Source organism: Stenotrophomonas sp. 93052_Sma, from assembly GCF_056481145.1.
Genome location: NZ_CM151134.1, coordinates 3,302,626 through 3,325,784, shown reverse-complemented (window position 1 = coordinate 3,325,784; position 23,159 = coordinate 3,302,626). Strand labels below are relative to the sequence as shown.

Sequence of the window (23,159 nt, the reverse complement as noted above, 5' to 3'; positions counted from 1 at the left end):
CTCCTGCCTCAGGCCTGGCCGGCGGCCGGCGCCGAGGCATTGTGGGAAGCATGCGGCTGGGGCGACTGCAGCGACGGCAGCACCTCGTCCGGACCCTTGCGGATCGCCTTGAGCATCAGCTTGATCTCGACCACGATCAGCGCGGTGTAGATCGCGGTGAAGCCGGCCAGGGTCAGCACGATTTCATGCAGGGCCAGGCCCGATGCTGCATAGAAGGTCGGCAGCACGCCGTCGACCGCCCACGGCTGGCGACCGTATTCGGCTACGAACCAGCCACATTCGATCGCGATCCACGGTGCCGGCAGCGTCCACAGGGCCAGGCGCAGGAACCAGCGCTTGTCCTGGAAGTTGTTGCGGCAGGAGTAGTAGAAGGCCAGCGCGAAGAAGGCGATCAGGTAGAAGCCCAGTCCGGCCATCACGCGGAAGGTCCAGAACAGCGGCATCACGCGCGGCACGGTGTCCATCGCCGCCTGCGAGATTTCCTGCGGGGTGGCGTTGAGGATGTCATCGCGGTAGCGCTTGAGCAGCAGGCCATGGCCTAGGTCCTGCCAATGGCGGTCGAACATCTCGCGCGCTTCAACGTCGTTCTTGTTCGCGCGCAGGCGTTCCAGCGCACCGTAGGCCAGCTGGCCGCCGCGCACGCGGTGTTCGGCGCGCTCGACCAGTTCCAGGATGCCCGGGATCGGCTGGTTCAACGAACGGGTGGCGATCAGGCCCATCAGGTACGGGATCTTCACCGCGTAGTCGTTCTGGTGGGTTTCCTGGTTCGGGATGCCGAAGGCGGTGAAGTCGGCCGGTGCACGCTCGGTCTCCCACATCGCTTCGATCGCGGCCAGCTTCATCTTCTGGTGTTCGCTGGCGGCGTAACCGCTCTCGTCACCCAGCACCACCACCGACAGCGACGACAGCAGGCCGAAGGCTGCGGCCACGGCGAACGAACGACGGGCCAGGTCCTTGTGCTTGTTGCGCAGCAGGAACAGGGCGCTGATCGCCATCACGAACACTGCACCAGTCACGTAACCGGCGCTGACGGTGTGCACGAACTTGGCCTGCGCCACCGGGTTGAACACCACGGCCATGAAGTCGACGACTTCCATGCGCATGGTTTCCGGGTTGAACACCGCGCCGGTCGGGTTCTGCATCCAGCCGTTGGCGATCAGGATCCAGATGGCCGACAGGTTGGTGCCCAGCGCCATCAGCCAGGTCACCATCAGGTGCTTGACCTTGGTCAGGCGGTTCCAACCGAAGAAGAACAGGCCGACGAAGGTGGCTTCCAGGAAGAACGCCATCAGGCCTTCGATGGCCAGCGGTGCACCGAAGATGTCACCCACGTAGTGGCTGTAGTAGGACCAGTTCATGCCGAACTGGAATTCCATGACGATGCCGGTGGCGACGCCCATGGCGAAGTTGATGCCGAACAGGACGCCCCAGAACAGGGTCATCCTGCGCCAGATCTCCTTGCCGGTCATCACGTACACGCTCTCCATGATGGCTACCATGAAGGACAGGCCGAGGGTGAGCGGTACGAATAGGAAGTGGTACATCGCGGTCAGCGCGAATTGCAGCCGCGACAGTTCTACGACTGTCTGATCAATCATGGCCTGGCTACCTCGTTGGATAGTGCCGTTGCAGGTGGCGGGAAGGGTGGTCTACGACGTGAATGATGTGACCGACTACTTCAAACAGCCTTGATCCAGATCAATGTATGAACAGGTGCCCCGGTTGATCGTATGCCAACCTGATGAAGACTGCGACCGCTGGCCGCAGAGGCCGGCTATTGCCTGCGCCTACAATGCCGTGTCTCCCCTGTTACCCGTGAAGACCCCTTGAGCGCTGCCGAAACGACCCCTGACGGCCTTTCCCCGGAAGCCGAAACGACCCGCCAGCGGCGTGCCCGCACCGCCTGGCTGGCCGATCTTGCGCGCTCCGCTCGAGGTCGCCAGCGGCTGGCGGCGCTGTGCATCAGCCTGTCCGGCGCGCTGCTGATCGGCCAGGCCGCTGCCATCGCCTGGCTGGTGCAGCAGGTGCTGGTGGAACGCGCACCGCTGGCGTCGGGCCTGCTGGTGCTCGCTGGGCTGGCGGTGATCCTGGTGCTGCGCACGCTGCTGGGCAGCGCCACCCAGGCGGCTGCCGGTGATGTGGCCGATGCCGCGCGGTTGGCGCTGCGCGAGCGTGTGTTCGCGCGCCTGCTTGGGCATGGGCCGCTGTGGCTGCGCCAGCGCCGCACCGGCGAGCTGGGCGAACTGATGCTTCATCACGGTGATGCGATCGAGAGCTATTACAGCGGCTTCCTGCCGGTGCGCACCGAAGTGGTGGTGGTGCCGCTGCTGATCCTGGCCGCAGTGGCCTGGGTGGATTGGGTGGTGGCGCTGATCCTGCTGTTCACCGCACCGCTGGTGCCGTTCTTCATGATGCTGGTGGGCTGGGGCGCTGAAGCCGCCGGCCGTGCGCAGCTGGGCGAGCTGGCGCGGATGAGCGGCCACTTCGCCGACCGCATCAAGGGTCTGGGCCTGCTGCGCCTGTATGGCCGGGGCGAGGCCGAACTGGACGGCATCGCGGCCGCCGCCGAAGGCGTGCGCGTGCGCACGATGAGGGTGCTGCGGATCGCCTTCCTGTCGTCCACGGTGCTGGAATTCTTCGCCTCGGTGAGCGTGGCGATGGTTGCGCTGTACCTGGGCCTGAGTTATCTGGGCCTGATGACGCTGCATGCAGCAGTGCCGACGCTGGGCGCCGGGCTGTTCTGCCTGCTCCTGGCGCCGGAGTTCTACGCGCCGCTGCGGCGTCTGGCCGCGCACTACCACGATCGTGCCAACGCACTGGCTGCCGCCGCCGAGGTGGAGCGCCTGCTGCAGTCGCTGCCCGATGAGCAGGGCCTGATCGAGAACGAGATCGCGCCGCTGGCGGCGGAGCCGGCCGAGGCCGCATTGCCGCCGCTGCAGGCGCAGGGGCTGGTGCTGCGCCCGTTGGGCGCGCCGCAGGACGTGCTGCAGGATCTGGACCTGCTGCTGGAGCCGGGCCAGCGCCTGGCCCTGGTCGGTCCCAGCGGGTCCGGCAAAAGCACGTTGCTGGAGGCGCTGGCCGGCTGGTTGCCGCCGCGTGCCGGCAAGCTGCAGCTGCGGCCCGGCGTGCAGGTGGCCTATGCCAGCCAGCGACCGTACCTGTTCCACGGCAGCATCGCCGACAACCTGCGCCTGGCCGATCCCGGTGCCAGCGATGCGCGGTTGCGCGCAGTGGCCGAGGCCTCGCAGGTGCTGCAGTTCGCACAGCGCCTGCCGCAGGGGCTGGATACCGTGATCGGCGAGCGCGGCTTCGGCCTGTCCGGTGGTGAAGCACGCCGCATCGGCCTGGCCCGCCTGCTGCTGCGCGACCCGCAGGTGCTGCTGCTGGACGAACCCACTGCGTTCCTCGATGCCGATACCGAAGCCGCGCTGCTGCGCAGCCTGGCCGCCTATGCACGTGGACGCAGCGTGGTGGTCGCCACCCACAGCCCTGCGGTGATCGCGTGGGCTGACCGTTGCCTGCTGTTGCCGGAAGGCCGCCTGGTCGAGCCGGCACAGGCGGTGCGCGCATGAGCCGTTCGCCTGATTCGCTGCGCGCGGTGTTCCTGCGCCATCGCCCGCGCCTGCTGCTGACCGTGCTGCTGCTGTGGATCACGATGCTGGCCGGCACCGCCCTGCTGGGCCTGTCCGGTGGCTTCCTGACCGCCGCTGCGTTGGCTGGCGCGGCCGGCCTCGGCCAAGGCTTCAACTTCTTCTCACCGTCCGCGGGTATACGCGGGCTGACGATGGCGCGCATCGTGTCGCGCTATTTCGAGAAGCTGGTCGGCCACGACGCCACGCTGCGCATCGCCCGCGACCTGCGCGTGTGGTTCTTCCGCCGCGCGTTGCCGCTGGCACCCGCACGGTTGGGGGCTACGCGCACCGGCGACCTTCTGGCGCGCCTGCTCGGCGACATCGGTGAAGTGGACGGCCTGCTGGTGCGTGCGATCGGGCCGCTGGTGGCGTTGGGCGGATTGTCGCTGGTCGCGATCGTTTCGGCAGCGCTGATCCTGCCCTCGGCAGCGGTACTGCTGGCGGTGCTGGCGCTGCTGATCGCCTTCGGTGTGCCCTGGCTGGGCGTGCGTGGCCATGACGACGAAGAGGCCGATCGTGCCGCGCACCGCGCTGCGTTGCGCACCGCTGCATTCGAAGGGCTGGAAGGGGCCGGTGATCTGGCTGCGCTGCATGCCGATGCGGCCTGGCAGCTGAAGGTGCGTGTGGCCGCCAAGCAGCTGGCTTCGCGGGATCGTCGTCGGCGCTGGCGCCTGATCGCGGCCTCGACCCTGCATGGCCTGGTCGCCGGGCTGGGCCTGGTGGCGATGCTGGCATTGGCCCTGCATGCGGCCGAACAGCAGCGCATCGCGCCGGAGATGGCCGCGGGCCTGGTGTTCCTGACCGTGGCGTTGATCGAGCTGTGGGCCGGCATGGGCCTGGCCTGGCAGTCGCTGCAGTCCGGGCGCATTGCCGCCGATCGGTTGCAGGCCATCGTCGAGCAACCGCCGACGGTGGAGGACCCGCAGGTGCCGCAGGCAGTGCCGCAGGCCGCGCGCGTGCACTGGGATGACGTGCACTTCCAGTGGCCCGGTGCGGCGCGGCCGGTGTTGTCCGGCCTGCAGCTGACCCTGGCGCCGGGCGAGCGTATCGCGATTCGCGGCGACAGCGGCAGTGGCAAGACCACGCTGTCGAGCCTGCTGCTGCGGCTATGGGATCCGCAGCAGGGACGGCTGACCTACGGTGGCCGCGACCTGCGTGATTTCGCCCAGGCCGACTGGCACCGGCAACTGGCGTGGCTGCCGCAGAACGCGCCGGTGTTTGCCGGCAGCGTGGCCGAGAACCTGCGATTGGGTGATCCCGATGCCAGTGACGCAGCGTTGTGGGCGATACTGCGTCGCGTGCGCCTGGGCGAGTGGGCCGAGCGCAACGGTGGCCTGCAGGCCTGGGTGGGCGAGAACGGCGCGACGATGTCGGCCGGCCAGGCACGACGCCTGGCGCTGGCGCGCGCTGCTGCGCAATGCGCCGATCCTGCTGCTGGACGAACCGACCGAAGGCCTGGATGTGGATACCGCACGTGCGTTGCTGCAGGACCTTTCCGGGTTGCTGGACGGGCGCAGCCTGCTGATGATCACCCACGACGACCTGCCGGACGGCGTGGTGGATGCGCAGTACCGGTTGCGTGATGGGGTGTTGGAGCGCGAAGCGTGAAAACATCCCGGTAGTGCCGGCCGCTGGCCGGCAACCTCATGGCGCTTGATACAGATACGGAATTGCCGGCCAGCGGCCGGTACTACCGATTGCGAGGGTTACCGCGAAAACTCGCGCAGCATCACCGCGATCGAGGCGACGTTGGCCAGCACGCACAGCCAGAACACCCACTGGAACTCGGCTTTGCGGTGCTTGTGGCGGAACAGCGCCTGGCCCAGCAGCGCGCCCGGCCAACCACCGGCGAAGGCCAGCAGCTGCAGGGTGCGCTCGGGAATCCGCCATTGCTTGCGCTGCGCCGCGCGCTTGTCGTGGCCATACAGCCCGAACGACACCGCGCTGGCCAGCAGGCACCAGCCACCCAGCCACAGCGGCAGCACACCGCTGATCATCAAGGCGGCCAGCGCGCCGAATGCAGCCAGCGCGAGGTTACGCCGCCACGCCACTTACAGCGCGTCGAGGAAGCCGCGCACGGCCGGGCCGAAACGCTCGAAATCGACGAGGAAGGCATCATGGCCCTGCGGCGATTCCAGGCCGATGAAGCGCGCATCGGCACCGCCGGCACGCAGGCCGTCGGCGACCTGTTGCTGCTGCTGCACCGGGAACAGGATGTCGGTGTTGGCACCGATCGCCAGCGCCTTCTCCACCTGGATCTTCGCCAGCCCGGCCAGCACATCGCCGTCGGCGTACTCGGCCAGATCGAACCAGTCCATCGATCGGCTCAGGTACAGGTAGCAGTTCGGATCGAAGAAGCGCACGAAGCGCCGTGCATGGCCTTCCAGGTAGCTTTCCACCTGGAATTCGAGGCCGAACGGATCGTCGTCGGCCTGGTCCGAATCCAGCCGCACGCGGCCGAAGCGGCCATCCCATTCCAGTGCCGAGCGGTAGGTGATCACGCCCAGCTTGCGCGCCATGCGCATGCCGGACTCGGGGTACTCGGCATCGTCGTAGCGACCGCCATTCCAGCGCGGATCAAGGCGGATCGCCTCGCGCTGCAGCGAGCGGATCGCGATCGAGAACGGCAGTGCCTGCGCACTGCCGGAAATGTTGACGTGGCTGCGCGCGATGCCCGGGTGCAGCATCAGTACCGCCAGCGCGGTCATGCCGCCCATTGAATTGCCGACCACGCAGGCCAGCTGTTCGATGCCCAGTGCACGCACGACTTCAATGGCGGCGCGTGCGCCGTCTTCGATCGACAGCTCGGGAAAGTCCAGGCGGTAGGGTTCGCCGTTGGCAGGATTGAGCGAGGCCGGACCGGTCGAGCCCTTGCAGCTGCCCAGCGAGTTCACGCAGACCACGAACCAGCGGCCGGTATCGATCGGCTTGCCCGGGCCAACCATCGCTTCCCACCAGCCTGGTGCCGGGTTGGCCTCGTTGGCCGCCGCATGCGCGTCCGGCGACAGCCCGGTCACGATCAGGATTGCGTTGCTGGCGTCGGCAGCCAGTGTTCCCCAGGTTTCGTAGGCCACGCGTGCGCCATGCAGTGCGCCACCGCGCTTGAACGGGAATGGCGAGGGCAGGGCGTGGAAGCGGGTGCCGGGCGGGATGAATTCGGTCATGCAGTCATTCTAGCGGGGCCGCATGTGGAGCTGGCGACACGCTGGTTTCCATCGGCGATGCCCCCGGTAGTGCCGGCCGCTGGCCGGCAACCTCATGACTCTGGATGCGCCCGCGTGGTTGCCGGCCAGCGGCCGGCACTACGGGAACCGCAGCTCCACCACGCCTTCATGCGGCAGGCTCACCTTTACCGGCACGCTCTGCAGATCGTCCTCGCTGCGGTTGGCACTGCCGCTGCGCGAGATGCGTGCCAGCACTTCCACTTCGCGATGCGCGGACAACGGTGCGGTCGGCATCGGGCTGTCTGCGTCGCCCAGCCCGACCGTGGCCGGGAAACCGGCCAGAGGCAGCTTGCGTGCGGCCACCGGCATCGGCGGTCCACCCACGGCGCGGGCCAGCACGAATACCTGGGTGCTGGTGGGCCACTCAGCGTTGTTCAGCGCAGGCAGTTGCACGCGCACCTGCAGCAGCGCCGGTGGCGCCGCAGCGGGCGCCTGGCCGGCGGCTTCGCGGGCGATGGCGATCTGCGCCTGCAGCGCCTGCGCGGCGCCGGGCTCAAGCCGTGGCAGCAGGCCGCTCCAGATGTCGGCAGCCTCGGCATTCTTTCCGCGCTGGCGCAGGGCGATGCCCAGCAGCCAGCTGGCGCGCTCTGCATCGGGCGCCAGCGCACGGGCCTGCTGCAACCAGGCCATCGCGGTGTCATCGAACTGCTTGCCGGCATCGGCCTGCGCACGTGCCTGCGCCGCTTCCACCAGCACGCCAGGGTCTTCCGGGGCGAGAGCGGCAGCACGTGCGAAGGCATCCGCTGCGGCGGCGGCGTTGCCCAGTTCGGCCTGCGACCGGCCCAGCAACGCCCAGCCATCGGCTCGCTGCGGGTCTCGCTTCAGTGCATCCTGCAGGGCCTGCACACCATCGCGCAGGGTGGCTACCGACGGGGTCGGTTGTACCTGTGCTGCACGCGGATCACCAACCAGCAGATACAGGCAGGCACCGGCCACGCCCAGCGCGAGCACGCCCACCACGAAACCGCGGCGACCGTGGTGGCGCAGCGGCCACAGCACCAGCGCCGCCATCAGTGCGGCCACCAGTCCAGCCAGCATCGGCAGCCAATGGCTCACCATCCGTCTCCTTCATCGGTCTCGCTGGCGGGGGCGGCAGCAACCGTGCGGCCACGGCGGCGGACGATGCCCAGTACCACCAGCGCGCCGGCGCCCAGCACCAGCAGCGGACCGCCCCACAGCAGCCAGGTGCCCGGCTGCAGAGGCGGTTGATAGAGCACGAACTCACCGTAGCGCGCGACCAGGAACTGCTTGATCTGTGCGTCGTCGCGGCCCTGCTGCATCAGCTGCAGCACCTCGCGGCGCAGGTCCTGCGCGATCTGCGCGTTCGAGTCGGCCAACGACTGGTTCTGGCACTGCACGCAGCGCAGCTGCGCGGCCAGGTCGTGGAAGCGGCGTTCTTCGGCGCCATCGCGGAACTGCAGTGGCTGCGGATCATGCAACGGCTGCTGCGCCAGCACGGCCAGGGGCAGCATCAGAAGCAGCAATGCCAGCAGCCAGCGCATGGGCTCAGGGCGCCGTGTGCAGCGTGCTGCCGGCATTGCCCTGGGCCTTCTCGATCTTCTCCAGTGCCGGGATCAACTTCTCGTCGACCACGCGCTGGGTCATCGCACCGCTGTACTTCCAGCGCACGACACCGCTGCCATCGACCAGGAAGGTTTCAGGTGCCGCGGTCACGCCCCAGTCGATCGCGGTGCGGCCTTCCACGTCGCTGAGCACGACCATGAACGGGTTGCCCAGCTGTTCCAGCCAATGCAGGGCATCGGTCGGTTCATCCTTCCAGTTGTAGCCGATCACGCGCACGCGCTTGCTCTCGGCGAAACGGGTCAGCACCGGGTGTTCCTCGCGGCAGGCCGCGCACCAGCTGCCCCACACGTTCAACAGGTAAGGCGCGCCGCGCAGTTCGTCGCTGTGCACGATCATTTCCGGGTCGTGCAGCACCGGCAGCGCGAACGCCGGCGCCGGCTTGTCGATCAGCGCGGATGGCAGCACGTCGCGCTGCGGGTCACCCGATTTCATCACCCCGTAGATCATCAGCCCGAGCAGGCCGAAGAAGAACAGCACGCCGATCACGATGGCTACCGGCGGCAGCGGGCGGGAGGGGCGCGGGGTTGGGGACTCGGACATGGGAACTCCTACGGACGACGGAAGCGGCGGTCGGCGGCGGTGATGAATCCGCCCAGGGCCATCAGCAGCGCGCCCAGCCAGATCCAGCGCACGAACGGCTTGATGTGCACCCGGACCGCCCATGCATTGTTGCCCAGCGGCTCGCCCAATGCCACGTAGACATCCCCATCGAAGCGTGCATCGATGCCGGCCTCGGTCATCACCTGGCCGCCGCTGGCGTACTGGCGCTTCTCCGGATGCAGCAGGGCCAGCTCGCGGCCGTCGCGGAACACGCGCAGGTGGCCGCGGTCGGCGATGAAGTTCGGTCCTTCGCGATGGTCCACGCCCTCGAAGCGTACTTCGTGGCGGCCGACCACCACCTGCTGGCCCGGTGCCAGCGCCACTTCACGCTGTACATTGAGGGCTTCCACCAGCAGCGCACCGGCCAGGAACACGGCGATGCCGGCATGGGCGACGATCATGCCGAGCATTTCGGCGGTGAAGCGGCCATTGCCGCGCAGTCGCTGCCAGACGAAGCGTGCGGTACCGAAGCCGACCCAGACCGCGGCAGCGACACCGAGACCGGCCTTCCAGCCGTTCTGCGGCGCCTGCCACCAGGCCAGCGCACCCAGCAGCACCGCCAGCCCCAGCCAGGGTGCCAGCAGCGCGAACGAGCGCGAGGGCTGGTCGCGTTGCCACTTCACCAGCGGGCCGAACGGCAGCAGCAGGATCATCGGTGCCATCAGCAGCAGGAACAGGCTGCCGAAGTAGGGCGGGCCGACCGAGATCTTGCCCAGCGACAGTGCATCGGCCAGCAACGGATACAGTGTGCCGAGCAGCACCATCGCGCAGGCGGTGGCCAGCAGCAGGTTGTTGGCCAGCAGCAGGGTCTCGCGCGAGGTGGCGGTGAAGCCACGGCGCGGATCGTCGGCGTCCACGCTCAGCTGGCTGGCACGCAGCGCGTACAGCAGCAGGCTGCCGCCGACCAGCACCGACAGGAACACCAGGATGAACAGGCCGCGCGAGGGATCGGCAGCGAACGAATGCACGCTGGTCAGCACGCCGGAGCGCACCAGGAACGTACCCAGCAGCGACAGCGCGAAGGCGGCGATCGCCAGCAGCAGCGTCCAGCTGCCGAAGGTGCCACGCTTTTCAGTGACGGCCTGCGAATGGATCAGCGCCGCACCGACCAGCCACGGCATGAAGCTGGCGTTCTCCACCGGGTCCCAGAACCACCAGCCGCCCCAGCCCAGCTCGTAATACGCCCACCAGCTGCCCAGCGCGATGCCCAGGGTCAGGAAACTCCAGGCGACGTTGGTCCACGGCCGCGTCCAGCGCAGCCAGCGTGCGTCGACGCGGCCTTCCAGCAATGCGGCCACCGCGAACGCGAACGGCACCGCGAAGCCGACATAGCCGATGTAGAGCATCGGTGGGTGGATGATCAGCCCAGGATCCTGCAGCAGCGGGTTGAGGTCGCGGCCTTCCAGCGGCGCCGGGTTCAGGCGCAGGAACGGATTGGAGGTGAAGATCAGGAAGGCGAGGAAGCCGACGCTGACCACGCCCATCACCGCCAGTACGCGCGCCTGCACCGGCGCGGGAAGGTGCCGCGAGAACAGCGCCACCGCGCCGGTCCACAGCGCCAGCACCAGCGCCCACATCAGCAGCGAGCCCTCGTGCGCGCCCCAGACCGCCGAGTAGCGGTAGACCATCGGCAGCAGCGAATTGGAGTTCTCGGCCACGTAGCGCACCGAGAAGTCCTGCTGCACGAACGCGGCGGTCAGCACGGCGAATGCGCCGGCAAGCAGCAGCAGCTGCGCGAACGCGGCAGGTCGTGCCACCGCCATCCACGCCGTGTTGTTGCGCTGCGCGCCGACCAGCGGCAGGCCGGCCTGCAGCAGCGAGGCCAGTAACGCGCACAGCAGCAGGATCTGACCCAGTTCGGGCAGCACTCAGCGCACCTCGGGTGCCGTCACCGGCACATCGTGCTTGCGATGCGCGTCGCCCATCTTGTCGGCCACTTCCTTCGGCACGTACTTCTCATCGTGCTTGGCCAGCACCTCGTCGGCGACGAACACGCCGTCCTGCAGGCGGCCACTGGCGACCACTGCGGTGCCTTCGGCGAACATGTCCGGCAGGATCCGCGACGTGGTCACCGCCAGCTGGGCATCGCCGTCGGTCACTTCAAAACGTGCTTCCAGCGAACCCACCGGGCGGTTGAAGGAGCCCTTCACCACCATGCCGCCCAGGCGGAACCGCGACTTCGCATCGACATCGCCGCGCAGCACTTCCGAAGGCGTGTACAGGTAGGCGATGTTGCGTTCCAGCGCCATCGCCACCAGCGCGGTGGCCAGCCCGGAGGCGAGCAGGGCCAGCAGCACCCAGACCAGGCGGCGACGTTGTACCGGCGTCATCGTTCCAGCTCCGTCGACAGCGGCGCCGCAGCGTCCTGTTTGACGGCGCGGGTCTGCTGCCGCTGCTGGCGTGCCAGCGCCAACCGGCGTGCCACGCGCAGGCGCAGCCACGAACCGATGGCATCGGCGCCGAGTACCAGCACGAACACGGCGTAGGCGCCGATCACATAGGGCAGGTGGGTCATGGCTGGGCCTCCCCGGCCGCACGTGCGGCATCGACGCGACCACCGACCCAGGCCTTGCCGGCCTCGCGGTCGAGATTGTCGGCGCGGGCCTTGGCCAGCACCGAACCAGCGAACCAGAACTTGGTGCCGATCACCATCCACCACAGTGGCGCGATCATCGCGCTGCTGATCGCCGATTCACCGAACACGTTGATCGACTGGCGCTGGTGCAGGCCGCCCCACCAGTCCACCGAGTAGCGGATCACCGGCAGCAGGCTGACACCGACGATAGCCAGCAGGCCAGCCGCGCGCGGCGCTGCGACGGTCCTCGATGGCGTGGTAGAGGCCGATCACGCCCAGGTACAGGAACAGCAGCACCAGCTCACTGGTCATGCGCGGGTCCCAGTCCCACCAGGTGCCCCAGGTACCCTTGCCCCAGATGCTGCCGGTGAGCAGGGTGATCAGGGTGAAACCGGCACCCATCGGTGCGCAGGCCATGGCCAGGATCTCGCAGACCTTGATCCGCCAGATCAGGGCGATGGCGGCATACAGCGCCATCAGCGCGAACACGAACAGGCTCATCCAGGCGCTGGGCACGTGGATGTAGAGGATGCGGAAGCTGTCCAGCTGCTTGGCTTCCGGCGGCACCACCAGCAGCGCCTGCCACATGCCGACCAGCAGCACCGGCACCGCCGCGAGGTAGAACACCCGCGACCAGCGGGCAGCGAATCGGTCGAACGTGGGGGGCGAACCGAGTTGGTGGAACCAGCGGACAATCGGATTCATGCGTGGCGGCTATCCAGCAGGGGTGGATTGGCTCTCAGCTCGGTCAACTCAGAGAAATACGTATTGCAGCGGCGGTGGCCAACGGCGCCAGCACCAGCGCGACCAGCAGGCCGGCGCCCAGCATCAGCAGCGCACCGACCGGATCCTGTCCGCGTCCCGCCGCTGCCAGGCTGCCTGCACCGAACACCAGCACCGGCACGTACAGCGGCAACGACAGCAACGCCACGAGAATACCAGAGCGCCGGATGCCTACGGTCAGTGCAGCGACCACGCCACCGATCAGGCTCAGCAACGGTGTTCCCAGCAGCAACGATGCCAGCAACATCGGCAGCTGGTCATGCGGCAGATGCAGCATTTCGGCCAGCAATGGGCTGACCACGATCAGCGGCAGCGCAGTGGTGGCCCAGTGCAGCAGCACGCGCACCAGCACCAGCCAGGCCAGCGGCACCGGCGCCAGCAGCCATTGCTCCAGCGAGCCGTCTTCGGCATCGGAGCGGAACAGTGAATCCAGTGACAGCTGGCCGGCCAGCAGCACGGCCAGCCACAGCACCGCGCCGGCGGTGGCGGCCAGCAGTTGCGGTTCGCGGCCCTGGGCGAGCGCGAACAGCACCACCACCAGTACCGCGAACAGCAGCGGCTGCAGCGCATCGCCGCGGCGGCGCCAGAGCAGGCGCAGGTCGCGCTTGAGCAGGGCCGCTGCGGTCTGCCACAGGCCCGGTTCGGTGCCTGGCGCGATCATGCGGTACCGCCGAGGTCGAGCTGGCGGGTACGCACCGGTGGTGCGGCATAGGCGCCGTGGGTGGTGACCAGTGCAGCGCCGCCGGCACGCAGATGCGCGGAAATCATCCGGTTGACCAGGGTGATGCCCTCCAGGTCGAGGTTGGCATAGGGTTCGTCGAGCAGCCACAACGGCGCCGGTGACAGCCAGATGCGTGCCAGTGCCAGCCGCCGCTTCTGTCCGGCGGACAGATGCCGAACGAGAGTGTCCTCATAACCGGCCAGGCCGACAATGGCCAGCGCGTTGCCCGGCATCTGCCGTGCGCGACGGCCGTGCAGGCCACACAGGAAATGCAGGTTCTCCAGCGTGTCCAGATCGGGCTTCAATGCGGGCAGGTGGCTGAGGTAGGCGACGTAACGCGCGCGCTCGGCATTGCCGGCCGGCCTGCCATCGATCTGCACCTGCCCGGCACCAGGCCGGGCCAGGCCCGCCAGCACGCGCAGCAGGGTGGTCTTGCCGGCGCCATTGCCGCCCTGAACCAGCAGGGCTTCGCCGGCGTCCACATGGAAGTCCAGCGGGCCGAACACCGGCTCGTCATTGCGGGAAAAGCTCAGGCCGCTGGCGGCCAGCAATGCAGGGGTGTTCAAGGGGCAAAGGTCTTCATGCCGGAGTGCGGCGGCAATTGTAGCGGTGAATTCACAGGGTAGTACCGGCCGCTGGCCGGCAGGTGCGACCCAGCGTCGCAGATTGCCTGGGGTTGCCGGCCAGCGGCCGGCACTACCGAAGCAGGGATTGCGTAAACTCAGGGGTCTGTCTCCCCATATCCCCAGGCCGATGCAACCCACCACCAAGCTGCCCAAGGTCGGTACCACTATCTTCACCGTGATGTCCCAGCTCGCCGCCGAACACGGCGCAGTCAACCTCGGTCAGGGGTTCCCGGACTTTTCCGCACCGCAGCGCCTGATCGACGAGACTGCAAAGGCGATGGCCGCCGGGCTGAACCAGTACCCGCCGATGACCGGTGTGGCGCCGCTGCGTCAAGCCATCGCGCAGAAGGCGCTGGACTGCTACGGCGCGCAGGTCGACGCGGACAGCGAAATCACCGTCACCAGCGGCGGCACCGAGGCCATCTTCAACGCCATCCATGCCGTGGTGCGTGCGGGCGAGGAAGTGATCGTGCTCGACCCGGCGTATGACTGCTATGAACCGGCGATCGATCTGGCCGGCGCCAAGGCCGTGCACGTGTCGCTGGATCCGCAGACCTTCGCCGTCGACTGGGACCGCGTGCGTGCGGCGATCACCCCGCGTACCCGCATGCTGATCGTCAACACCCCGCACAACCCGTCCGGCGCGATGCTGTCGGCGCAGGACATGCAGGCACTGGCCGAGCTGCTGCGTGGCACGCAGATCTACCTGATCTCCGATGAGGTGTACGAACACATCATCTATGACGGCCGCCGCCATGAATCGGCGCTGCGCTACCCGGAACTGCGCGAACGCGCGTTCGTCATCTCCAGTTTCGGCAAGACCTACCACTGCACTGGCTGGAAGATCGGCTATGCGATCGCCCCGCCGGCGCTGACCGCCGAGTTCCGCAAGGTGCACCAGTACAACACCTTCACCAGCTTCGGCCCGGCGCAGTACGGCTTCGCCGCGATGATCCGTGACGAGCCCGAGCACCACCTGGAGCTGGGTGCGTTCTACCAGGCCAAGCGCGACCGCTTCCGCGAGCAGCTGGCCAGCACCCGGCTGAAGGCGCTGCCGGTGCCGGGCGGTTACTTCCAGCTGGTCGACTACTCGGCCATCAGCGACCTGCCGGACCATGAGTTCGTGAAGTGGCTGACCATCGAGAAGGGCGTCACTGCCATTCCGCTGTCGCCGTTCTACGAGAACCCGCCGGCCGGCCAGCGCCTGGTGCGCCTGTGCTTCGCCAAGAATGAAGCAACGATGGACGCGGCGATCGAACGCCTGCGCCTGCTCTGAGCGAGGCTTGAACATGCAGGACCTGCGCATTTCCCTCGTCCAGGGCGACACCCGCTGGCATGACCCGGCGGGCAACCGTGAGTACTACGGCGCGCTGCTGGCACCGCTGGCCGGCAACACCGATCTGGTGATCCTGCCGGAGACCTTCACCAGTGGTTTCTCCAATGAAGCCATCGCCCAGGCCGAAGGCATGGACGGCCCGACCGTGGCCTGGGTGCGCGAACAGGCCAAGGCGCTGGACGCGGCGGTGATCGGCAGCGTGCAGCTGCGCGAGGGCGAGGGCGTCTACAACCGCCTGTTGTTCGCCACGCCCGATGGCGGGCTGCAGTACTACGACAAGCGCCATCTGTTCCGCTACGGCGGTGAACACGAACGCTATGCCGCCGGCCGTGAGCGCCTGAGCGTGGAATGGAAAGGCTGGCGGATCAATCCGCAGGTCTGCTACGACCTGCGTTTTCCGGTGTTCTGCCGCAACCGCTTCAACGTTGAACGTCCGCAGCAGATGGATTTCGATCTGCAGATCTTCGTTGCCAACTGGCCGTCGGCACGCGCCTATGCGTGGAAGACGCTGCTGCGTGCACGTGCGATCGAGAACCTGTGCTTCGTTGCCGCGGTGAACCGTGTCGGCGTCGATGGCAACCAGCTGCATTACGCCGGTGACAGCGCGGTGCTGGATTTCCTCGGCCAGCCGCAGGTGGAAATCCGTGAGCGCGAACAGGTGGTCACCACCACCATTTCGGCCGAGGCGCTGGCCGCCCATCGCGCGCTTCCCGGCGATGCTTGATGCCGATGCCTTCCATCTGGACGAGCAGGCCTGAGCGACGGCCTGAACGCCGCCGCACCAGCGCGCGCCTGCATCCAACGTGCACGCGCGCTGCTAGATTCGCCGCCAGTCCGACCGAACTGAAAGTCCTGCCATGAACACGTCCTTCGCCCTGCTGCTGGCCCTGTCGGCCGCATCGCTGGCCCCGGCCGCGCACGCCGCCGGCAACCTCGACTGCCAGCTGCGCTACAACCTGTCCGGCTGGTCGCTGATCTACAAGACCGCCTCCGGCAATGGCACGGTCACCTGCAGCAATGGCGCCAGCATGCCGGTGCGCATCCAGATGAGGGGCGGCGGCCTGACCGTGGGCAAGTCGAAGATCACCAACGGGCGTGGCAGCTTCACCGGCGCGGTCAGCGTCAACGAACTGCTGGGTACTTACGCCTCGGTCGGCGCGCATGCCGGTGCGGTGAAGTCCAGCAACGCGCAGGTGATGACCAAGGGCGACATCTCGCTGGCCCTGTCCGGTACCGGCAAGGGCTGGGACCTGGGCGTGGACGGCACCGCGTTCACCCTCAGCCGGCGCTGAGGCGCGACGGCTCGGCAGATCCCCAGCTGATGCGGATGTAGTGCTGTTCGGAATCGCTCAACAACCGTTCGACATCGAAACCATTCTTGAGCAGTTGTGCGGTCACGTCTTCGACAAGCTGCTCGCTGGCCATCACCTGGCTGAAGCCGAACACGAGATAGCGGCGGCCATTCTCCGAGCCGATCTGGATCGAGTTGTCGAGGTCGCGGTAGAACTGTTCGATCGGGCGCTTGGCGGCATCGGCGTTGGCGCGTGCCTGTTCGGCGGTAATGGTGATCATGGGCATCTGCCTGGTGTGGGAGAGGCGCACGATAGCCAGCGTCCTGATGTGAATTCCGGGCGTGGCGCACAATGCCTCGTGTTTGCAGCAATTCCTAACATGCGGTGTGAGCGTCGATCCGCGCCGGAAAAGTGCCGCGCGGCGGTGAGCATCCTGCATCGACATGAAGTCATCGGGCAGGGATAGGGGCCAACCGCAGTGGAGGCGGTGCAACGCACCGCCCAGAGCGGGTCCTGCAGCTATCCGACGCTGTGGGCGCGCAGTGCATTTACGTTTCCTTGACCCTGCAGTAACCCCACAATGCCTAACAGGGACGTCCCAGCGATTCTGCTGGGATCATTGGAGACGCTGGAATGGAGTTCAGAACGTCCGTGCTGCTCGTGGCCCTCATCGCCACGCCCGCCATCGCCCACGCCGAGGTCTGCCTGTCTGACAGCGGACTCGTTGTGCCGTGTCCCAGCCTGTTGCCGCATCCGGTGACGGCCAGATTCGAGATCGGCACCCTGCCGCGTGTGGCTGGCTCGCCGTCGGAAATCTACATCACAGGCGGCGGCCAGGTGGATGGAACGAGTAATTTCTCGGTCTATGCCAATGGTCAGTTCCTGTGCCGTACCAATGACAATTACGACGGTGGCAACACCACGCCCATCCGCCATTGCACCGCGACCATCGCAACACCCGGGACCTATGTGATCTCGGCGTCGCGCAACAGTCCTGGCAACTTCCTCGCGCCGATGGACGAAGTGATCAACGTGCAGTAACCCGCTGTTCGCTGATCCAGGCCCCGGGGCAGGGACCTCGGGGCCCCTGCTGCCCGCGTGGCAGCAGGAGCGAGTCCTTCATCGTTACGATCGGCAGCCAGGCCTTCCGCCGTCGACTGACCGATCCCGCTGCAGCCACAAGGCCAGCAGGCCACACACGATGAGGGTCGGTGCCAGCAGCTGCACTGCACCGACCAACGCCATTGCCGCGCCGATCAACAGGTAGTAAAGCAGGCCGAACAGCGCGCCTGCGCTGCCGAGACAGTGTGGATAGCCGCGCAGGGCCTGGCCGAGCACATTGGGAATGGCAAGACCGAAGCCCGTCACCACCGGCACCATCGCCGCGACCAGGGCAGGGTGATCATGCAGCAGCGCGGCCAGCAGGCCTCCCGTCAGAACCAGGCCTGCGGCGATGCGGATGCGCGTGGTTGCGGCAACGCCTGCACGCAGCAGGCGGCCATTGCCCCACGCGCCCAGTGCCGAGCCCAATGCCAGCACCGCGCCGCTGGCGCCGAACCAGGTGGCTGGCCAGTGCAGGCGTGCAAACACGAAGGGGCCGAGTGCATACCAGCTGTACATCGCCACGTTGAAGGCCATCACCAGCAACGCGTGTGACCAGATCCAGCGATCGCGCAGCAGTTCCCGCAGCAGCGGCAGCATGGGCGTGTGCGGGATATGTGCAGGGCGGCTTTCGCGCAGGCCTGCCAGGCATGCGACTGCCAGCAGGACAGCTATCAGCAGCAGGCCGGACTGTACGCCGACATAGCCATTGGCGGCGACCAGCAGCGTGCCCAGTGCAAGACCGATGGCCGGGCTCAGGGCCAGGGCCATGCCGATCCAGGAGAATGCCTGGGCCAACGCTGGCCCCTGCAGATGGTCGCGCAGCACGGTCTGGGTCACCACCGAAGCGGCGGCGGCGCCGACTGCGGCCAATGCCTGGGCCAGCAGCACCTGGCCGAAGCTGCCAGCCACCAGCCCGCCCAATGCGCCCGCTGCGAAAACGCCGAGGCCACAGAGAAGGGCAGGGCGACGACCGATACGATCGGCCAGGCGCCCCCACAGCAGCACGCCTGCAGCGAAGCCGAACAGGTACAGGCTCATGGCCTGGCTGGCGGCACTCGGCGGCAGGGCGAAGCGTTCGGCCAGATCGGCCAGGGCCGGGCTGTACAGGGTCTGTGCCAACTGCGGAAACATCAGCAGTGCAATGGTGAGCAGCAACAGGCGGCGCGACATGCGGGCGCTCCAGGAACAGGGCCGCGCATTGTGGTCGCGTCCGCAATGGCGCACTCTGTATATCCTGTCATCGAATACATGAAATAAGACATGGCTTGGTTGCAGCCGGATGCACACTTCGACGCCGATGCCTGGGGCGCTCCGGTGCTGGGTATCGCGGCCTCATTGGCGGATCACGACTCGGGTTGGCACCAGCATGCGCGCGCAGCTGCTGTACACCCGGCAGGGCTGTACGCGCCTGACCTATGGAGATCGCGTCAGCCTGCTGCCGCCCGCGCGCAGCGTGGATTCCGGGTGGGCTGCGCCATCGCGCGCAGATGCGCCAGGCGGTCGACTACCGTTCGTTGTACTTCGACGCCACCCTGTCAGCCCAGCTGCCCCGCCAGCCGGCCATCATCGGCGTAGGTCCGCTGCTGCAGGCCTTGCTGGAGCCGATCGCGCAGGCACCGTTCGACCATGACTGGCAGTCGCCGCGCGCACACCATCAACTGGCGTTGTGCGTGCTGGAAATCGTCGCTGCACCGGTGGCGCCGATGGACCTGCCTCTGCCGCGTGATCCGCGGATCGCACGTTGTCTGCCGCTGGCCGAACAGTTGCCGCCCGAACTGGGCGAATTGGCCGCGCGTGCGGACCTGAGCGTGCGTACCGTTGGCCGGCTAATGCAGCGTGATACCGGCATGAGCTACCAGGCCTGGCGCCAGCAATGGCGCCTGATGCGGGCCATGGAGCTGCTGCTGCTCGGCCATCGCGTCGCGCATGTGGCGCAGGACACCGGCTTCTCCGCCGAGAGCCCGTTCATCGCCTTCTTCCGCAGCATGACCGGCACCACACCCGCCGCGTTCCAGCGCCACGCAAAAGGGGACGGAGGGGATTAAGTCGCTTTCGCCCCTTTGAGGCAAAAACGACTTAATCCCCTCCGTCCCCTTTTAAAGAAAAACCCCGGCCGGAGCTGGGGTTTTTCATTTCAGTCGGATCGCTGATCAGCCGCCGCGCGGGCCGCTGCGGCGCGGGCCGCCCGGACCGCGGTTGCCGCCGGGGCCGCCCGGGCCTCGGTTGCCACCCGGACCACCGGGACCACGGTTACCGCCCGGGCCACGGTTGTTGCCACCGCCCGGACCGCGACCGCCCGGACGGGCGCCCTGTGCCGGCTTCGGGCTGCCATACGGGTTGAAGCCCGGCGTGGCGTGGTCGGACGGGAAGCTCGGGGCGTTGCCAGGATGGCCGTACGGGTGCTTGTTGCCCTGGCCCTGCGAGCGGTTGCCCGCACCGGCCGGACGACCCTGGCCGCCTGCGCCGCCTCGGCCTTCACCACCAAAACCGCCACGGCCCTGGCCGCCACCGGCGCCTGCGCCCGGGCCCTTCGGCTTGCCGTACGGACGGCCCTGGCCGCCTGCACCCGGACCACGGGCACCGGGGCCGCGTGCGCCCGGACCGGCGTTGCGATGGCCGCTCGGGCCGGTGCTCACGCCATCCGGCACGTACCAGGTGCGGAACGCGGCCGGGTTGCCTTCCGGCAGCGAACGATCGTTCTTCTGGGCACGCTGCTTGAACGGCTTCTGCGACTGCTTGGCCGCCGCTTCGCCGCTGACCGTCAGGCCGCCCTTGAAGCCGCCGCCCTTGCCGCCGCGACCACGGCCGCGGTCTTCGCGGACGTTGTCGAAGCGACGCAGCTCGCGGCCTTCGTCAGCGGTGTTGTGACCGTTGACGTAGGCGTTGCCGCGGCCACCTTCGCGCACGCGCACGGTGGTCTTGGCGGCACGGCGCTGGCCGATCACCGGCTGCAGGGTCAGTGCCGACGGTGCGCCTTCTTCCAGCTTCAGCTGCGCACGCAGGGCTTCCACCTGCGCGGTGCCCAGTTCCACTGAATGGCCACGGGCCAGTTCGCGCGGCAGGCTCACCTTGCCGTAGCGGGTGCGCTTCAGGCGGCTGACCTGGCAGCCCTGCGACTCCCACAGGCGACGCACTTCGCGGTTGCGGCCTTCCTTCACCACGACGCGGAACCAGTCGTGCGAATCGGTGCCGCCGATGCGTTCGATCTCGTCGAACTTGGCCGGGCCGTCTTCCAGTGCCACGCCACGGGTGAGGCGGTCGACGATGGCGTCGGAGACCTTTTCCTCGCCTTCCGGTGCACGCACGCGCACCACGTATTCGCGTTCGACCTCGAACGACGGGTGCATCATGGCGTTGGCCAGTTCACCGTCGGTGGTGGCCAGCAGCAGGCCGGTGGTGTTGATGTCGAGGCGGCCGATCGCGATCCAGCGCGCCCTTCAGCGGCGGCAGCGATTCGAACACGGTCGGGCGGCCTTCCGGATCATCGCGGGTGGTCACTTCGCCTTCCGGCTTGTTGTAGACCAGCACGCGCGACGGCTCGGCCAGGGCGGTGGCGACGAAGCCACGGCCATCCAGTTCGATCTTGTCGCCGCTCTTGACCGACATGCCGGTCTGCGCGACTTCACCGTTGACCTTGACCAGGCCTTCGGCAATGCGCTGTTCCAGCGCGCGGCGCGAGCCAAGGCCGGCCTGGGCCAGCACCTTGTGCAGGCGTTCTTCCAACTTGAACTGTTCGGAGGTGGCTTCGCGCTTCAGCGAGAGCTTGTTCAACGACAGCTTGCGAGGGGTGTCACTCATCAGTTTTGCTCCGGCCGACGGTTTCGAGGTCGGCCTCTGGTTCGGAATCGGCTTGGTCAACAGCCACGGTCGTCATCGCGACGGCGTTGTCTTCGCGTTCGTTCACTGGCACCGCGCGCTCGCCCGGCGCGGAATCGGGGTGCCCATCATCGAGGGGCGAAGGTGCTTGCTCATCGGAAGCCGGCGCAGGGGCTGCGTCGGCGGAATCGGGGGTGTCACTGCCGGCCAGGCCGGCATCATCGTTCGCGGCAGCGCTTTCGTCGCCGGCCGAGAGGTCAGGACCGTCGGCGCTTGCCGCTGCCGGTGCATCGCGGTCCAGGGACAGCTGGGGTTCCAGCTCGCCCAGGTCCTTCAGTTCCGACAGTGGCGGCAGCTCATCCAATCGCTTCAGGCCGAAATAATCCAGAAAGCCCTTGGTGGTGCCGAACAGCGCCGGCTTGCCGGGTACGTCTCGGTGGCCGACCACGCGGATCCACTCGCGTTCTTCCAGCGCCTGGATGATGTTGCTGCTGACCGCCACGCCGCGCACCTGCTCGATCTCGCCGCGGGTGATCGGCTGCCGGTAGGCGATCAGCGCCAGGGTTTCCAGGGTGGCGCGGGTGTAACGGGTCTTGCGTTCGGTCCACAGCCGGCTGATCCAGCCATGCACTTCGCCGGTGACCTGGTAGCGGAAGCCGGAGGCGACCTCGACCAGTTCCACGCCGCGGCCTTCGCAGGCTTCGCGCAGGCGTTCCAGTGCGCGTTCGATGCTGCCCGGCGGTGCCGGTTCCTCTTCCGGGAACAGGTCCTTCAGCTGGGCCAGGGTGAGCGGCTGGCTGGAGGCCAGCAGCGCACCTTCGACAATGCGGTTGATCAGCAATTGATCCATCGGCAGTCAGCGCTCACTCGTCTGCATTGGCGGCGTCGTTGTCGTCGAACTCGCTGCTGAACTGCAGCGGGGCGTTGGTGTTGCCGGCGGCCAGCGATTTCACGTAGATCGGCGCCAGCGGTTCTTCCTGGACGATGTCCAGCAGCTGTTCCTTGGCCAGTTCCAGCACCGCCAGGAACGTGACCAGCACGCCCAGCTTGCCTTCTTCGGCCGTGAACAAGCCTTCAAAACGATAGAACTTGCCATCTTCCAGGCGTCCCAGCACTTCGCCCATGCGTTGCCGCACGCTCAGTGCCTCACGCTTGATGGCGTGACCGCTGAACAGCTCGGCGCGCTTGAGCACGTCGTGCAGGGCCAGCAGCATCTCCTTCAGGTCCACCGGCGGCGGCAGTTTCACCGTGGCGCGTTCGGGCATGAAGGCATGGGCCAGGCTGGTGTCGCGGTCCTGGCGGGGCAGGGCGTCGATGTCCTCGGCGGCCTGCTTGAAGCGTTCGTATTCCTGCAGCCGGCGCACCAGTTCGGCGCGCGGGTCGGCTTCATCGCCTTCCTCGCTGACCGGGCGCGGCAGCAGCATGCGCGACTTCACCTCGGCCAGGATCGCGGCCATCACCAGGTACTCGGCGGCCAGCTCGAAGCGCAGCTCGCGCATCACGGTGATGTATTCCACGTACTGCCGGGTGATCTCGGCGACGGGAATGTCCAGGACATCCAGGTTCTGGCGGCGGATCAGGTACAGCAGCAGGTCCAGCGGGCCTTCGAAGGCATCCAGGATGACTTCCAGCGCGTCCGGCGGAATGTACAGGTCCTGCGGAATCTGCAGGACCGGTTGCCCATGCACCACGGCCAGCGGCATTTCCTGCTGCTGGGGGGCGGGCGGCCGGGTTGGCGGGTTCGCGTCGAGCGCGAGTTCGGAAGTCATCTAATGGACATCAGGATTGCAACGGACCAGTCGCGGCACCGGGTTCGCCGGGCCAACGCCACGGAGCCCCAAGGCACCAGACACGCCGGGATCGGCG

The 23,159-nt window shown here is 67.6% G+C and carries 20 protein-coding genes and 4 pseudogenes; 7 read left to right on the top strand and 17 right to left on the bottom strand.

Annotation, left to right across the window (positions count from 1 at the left end):
- Positions 1 to 8 precede the first annotated feature (8 nt).
- The gene (locus ACZK2V_RS15660; protein ID WP_071229725.1) at positions 9 to 1,598 is read right to left on the bottom strand and encodes a cytochrome ubiquinol oxidase subunit I; all 1,590 of its coding nucleotides are present in this window, start codon (positions 1,596 to 1,598) and stop codon (positions 9 to 11) included.
- Between the two features lie 228 nt (positions 1,599 to 1,826).
- Between ACZK2V_RS15660 and cydD the strand changes: the two genes are divergently transcribed.
- Both cydD and cydC read left to right on the top strand, forming a co-directional pair.
- Complete coding sequence (gene cydD, locus ACZK2V_RS15655) at positions 1,827 to 3,572, top strand: thiol reductant ABC exporter subunit CydD (protein ID WP_201116847.1); 1,746 nt, start codon at positions 1,827 to 1,829, stop codon at positions 3,570 to 3,572.
- A pseudogene (gene cydC, locus ACZK2V_RS15650) lies at positions 3,569 to 5,240 on the top strand (thiol reductant ABC exporter subunit CydC). Before cydD ends, cydC begins: the two are co-directional and overlap by 4 nt.
- Positions 5,241 to 5,338: 98 nt before the next feature.
- On the opposite strand, the gene ACZK2V_RS15645 reads toward cydC, so the two are convergent.
- The 11 genes and pseudogenes from ACZK2V_RS15645 to ccmA form a co-directional block, all read right to left on the bottom strand.
- Positions 5,339 to 5,683 (bottom strand): DUF1294 domain-containing protein, encoded by a 345-nt coding sequence (locus ACZK2V_RS15645; protein ID WP_014037842.1) that lies wholly within the window; start codon positions 5,681 to 5,683, stop codon positions 5,339 to 5,341.
- Positions 5,684 to 6,796, bottom strand: a complete 1,113-nt coding sequence (gene metX / locus ACZK2V_RS15640) for a homoserine O-acetyltransferase MetX (RefSeq protein ID WP_100473379.1) — start codon at positions 6,794 to 6,796, stop codon at positions 5,684 to 5,686.
- Positions 6,797 to 6,934: 138 nt separating this feature from the next.
- On the bottom strand, positions 6,935 to 7,915 hold the full coding sequence (locus ACZK2V_RS15635; RefSeq protein ID WP_486322570.1) for a tetratricopeptide repeat protein: 981 nt from the start codon (positions 7,913 to 7,915) through the stop codon (positions 6,935 to 6,937).
- Entirely contained in the window at positions 7,909 to 8,358 is a 450-nt protein-coding gene (locus ACZK2V_RS15630; protein WP_049423971.1) for a cytochrome c-type biogenesis protein, read from the bottom strand. The genes ACZK2V_RS15635 and ACZK2V_RS15630 overlap by 7 nt, the downstream gene beginning before the upstream one ends.
- A gap of 4 nt (positions 8,359 to 8,362) precedes the next feature.
- Positions 8,363 to 8,980, bottom strand: coding sequence for a DsbE family thiol:disulfide interchange protein (locus ACZK2V_RS15625; RefSeq protein WP_049423972.1), 618 nt, complete (start codon positions 8,978 to 8,980; stop codon positions 8,363 to 8,365).
- Positions 8,981 to 8,988: 8 nt separating this feature from the next.
- Positions 8,989 to 10,908 (bottom strand): heme lyase CcmF/NrfE family subunit, encoded by a 1,920-nt coding sequence (locus ACZK2V_RS15620; protein WP_486322569.1) that lies wholly within the window; start codon positions 10,906 to 10,908, stop codon positions 8,989 to 8,991.
- Positions 10,909 to 11,370: a cytochrome c maturation protein CcmE gene (ccmE, locus tag ACZK2V_RS15615; RefSeq protein ID WP_201116832.1), complete on the bottom strand. Its 462-nt coding sequence runs from the start codon at positions 11,368 to 11,370 to the stop codon at positions 10,909 to 10,911. It lies immediately after the preceding gene.
- The gene (locus tag ACZK2V_RS15610) at positions 11,367 to 11,555 is read right to left on the bottom strand and encodes a heme exporter protein CcmD (protein ID WP_032129786.1); all 189 of its coding nucleotides are present in this window, start codon (positions 11,553 to 11,555) and stop codon (positions 11,367 to 11,369) included. The genes ccmE and ACZK2V_RS15610 overlap by 4 nt, the downstream gene beginning before the upstream one ends.
- Positions 11,552 to 12,320 (bottom strand): annotated as a pseudogene (gene ccmC, locus ACZK2V_RS15605) (heme ABC transporter permease CcmC). The gene ACZK2V_RS15610 and the pseudogene ccmC overlap by 4 nt, the downstream one beginning before the upstream one ends.
- A gap of 43 nt (positions 12,321 to 12,363) precedes the next feature.
- Positions 12,364 to 13,059 (bottom strand): heme exporter protein CcmB, encoded by a 696-nt coding sequence (gene ccmB / locus ACZK2V_RS15600; RefSeq protein WP_032129785.1) that lies wholly within the window; start codon positions 13,057 to 13,059, stop codon positions 12,364 to 12,366.
- The gene (gene ccmA, locus ACZK2V_RS15595) at positions 13,056 to 13,685 is read right to left on the bottom strand and encodes a heme ABC exporter ATP-binding protein CcmA (RefSeq protein ID WP_032129784.1); all 630 of its coding nucleotides are present in this window, start codon (positions 13,683 to 13,685) and stop codon (positions 13,056 to 13,058) included. Before ccmA ends, ccmB begins: the two co-directional genes overlap by 4 nt.
- A gap of 187 nt (positions 13,686 to 13,872) precedes the next feature.
- Here ccmA and ACZK2V_RS15590 point away from each other — a divergent pair, with 187 nt between their 5' ends.
- The 3 genes and pseudogenes from ACZK2V_RS15590 to ACZK2V_RS15580 all read left to right on the top strand — a co-directional run bounded on the left by ACZK2V_RS15590 (position 13,873) and on the right by ACZK2V_RS15580 (position 16,373).
- A complete protein-coding gene (locus ACZK2V_RS15590) occupies positions 13,873 to 15,021 on the top strand; it encodes a pyridoxal phosphate-dependent aminotransferase (protein ID WP_049423978.1) in 1,149 nt (382 codons plus the stop codon).
- Between the two features lie 13 nt (positions 15,022 to 15,034).
- A pseudogene (locus ACZK2V_RS15585) lies at positions 15,035 to 15,839 on the top strand (amidohydrolase).
- A gap of 99 nt (positions 15,840 to 15,938) precedes the next feature.
- Entirely contained in the window at positions 15,939 to 16,373 is a 435-nt protein-coding gene (locus tag ACZK2V_RS15580; RefSeq protein WP_201116831.1) for a hypothetical protein, read from the top strand.
- Here the strand turns inward: ACZK2V_RS15580 and ACZK2V_RS15575 are convergent.
- Positions 16,360 to 16,653, bottom strand: a complete 294-nt coding sequence (locus ACZK2V_RS15575; RefSeq protein WP_121505078.1) for a hypothetical protein — start codon at positions 16,651 to 16,653, stop codon at positions 16,360 to 16,362. The genes ACZK2V_RS15580 and ACZK2V_RS15575 overlap by 14 nt on opposite strands.
- Positions 16,654 to 17,006: 353 nt before the next feature.
- Between ACZK2V_RS15575 and ACZK2V_RS15570 the strand changes: the two genes are divergently transcribed.
- On the top strand, positions 17,007 to 17,414 hold the full coding sequence (locus ACZK2V_RS15570; RefSeq protein ID WP_010486702.1) for a hypothetical protein: 408 nt from the start codon (positions 17,007 to 17,009) through the stop codon (positions 17,412 to 17,414).
- Positions 17,415 to 17,498: 84 nt separating this feature from the next.
- Here ACZK2V_RS15570 and ACZK2V_RS15565 read toward each other — a convergent pair whose 3' ends face one another.
- Positions 17,499 to 18,647 (bottom strand): MFS transporter, encoded by a 1,149-nt coding sequence (locus ACZK2V_RS15565; RefSeq protein ID WP_329809898.1) that lies wholly within the window; start codon positions 18,645 to 18,647, stop codon positions 17,499 to 17,501.
- Between the two features lie 245 nt (positions 18,648 to 18,892).
- On the opposite strand from ACZK2V_RS15565, the gene ACZK2V_RS15560 reads away from it, so the two are divergent.
- Positions 18,893 to 19,522, top strand: coding sequence for an AraC family transcriptional regulator (locus ACZK2V_RS15560; protein ID WP_486322568.1), 630 nt, complete (start codon positions 18,893 to 18,895; stop codon positions 19,520 to 19,522).
- Between the two features lie 105 nt (positions 19,523 to 19,627).
- Here the strand turns inward: ACZK2V_RS15560 and ACZK2V_RS15555 are convergent.
- The 3 genes and pseudogenes from ACZK2V_RS15555 to ACZK2V_RS15545 all read right to left on the bottom strand — a co-directional run bounded on the left by ACZK2V_RS15555 (position 19,628) and on the right by ACZK2V_RS15545 (position 23,062).
- A pseudogene (locus tag ACZK2V_RS15555) lies at positions 19,628 to 21,275 on the bottom strand (pseudouridine synthase).
- Complete coding sequence (gene scpB / locus ACZK2V_RS15550) at positions 21,268 to 22,143, bottom strand: SMC-Scp complex subunit ScpB (protein WP_049423988.1); 876 nt, start codon at positions 22,141 to 22,143, stop codon at positions 21,268 to 21,270. The pseudogene ACZK2V_RS15555 and the gene scpB overlap by 8 nt, the downstream one beginning before the upstream one ends.
- 13 nt (positions 22,144 to 22,156) lie before the next feature.
- Positions 22,157 to 23,062: a segregation and condensation protein A gene (locus tag ACZK2V_RS15545; RefSeq protein WP_006456456.1), complete on the bottom strand. Its 906-nt coding sequence runs from the start codon at positions 23,060 to 23,062 to the stop codon at positions 22,157 to 22,159.
- Between the last annotated feature and the right edge of the window lie 97 nt (positions 23,063 to 23,159).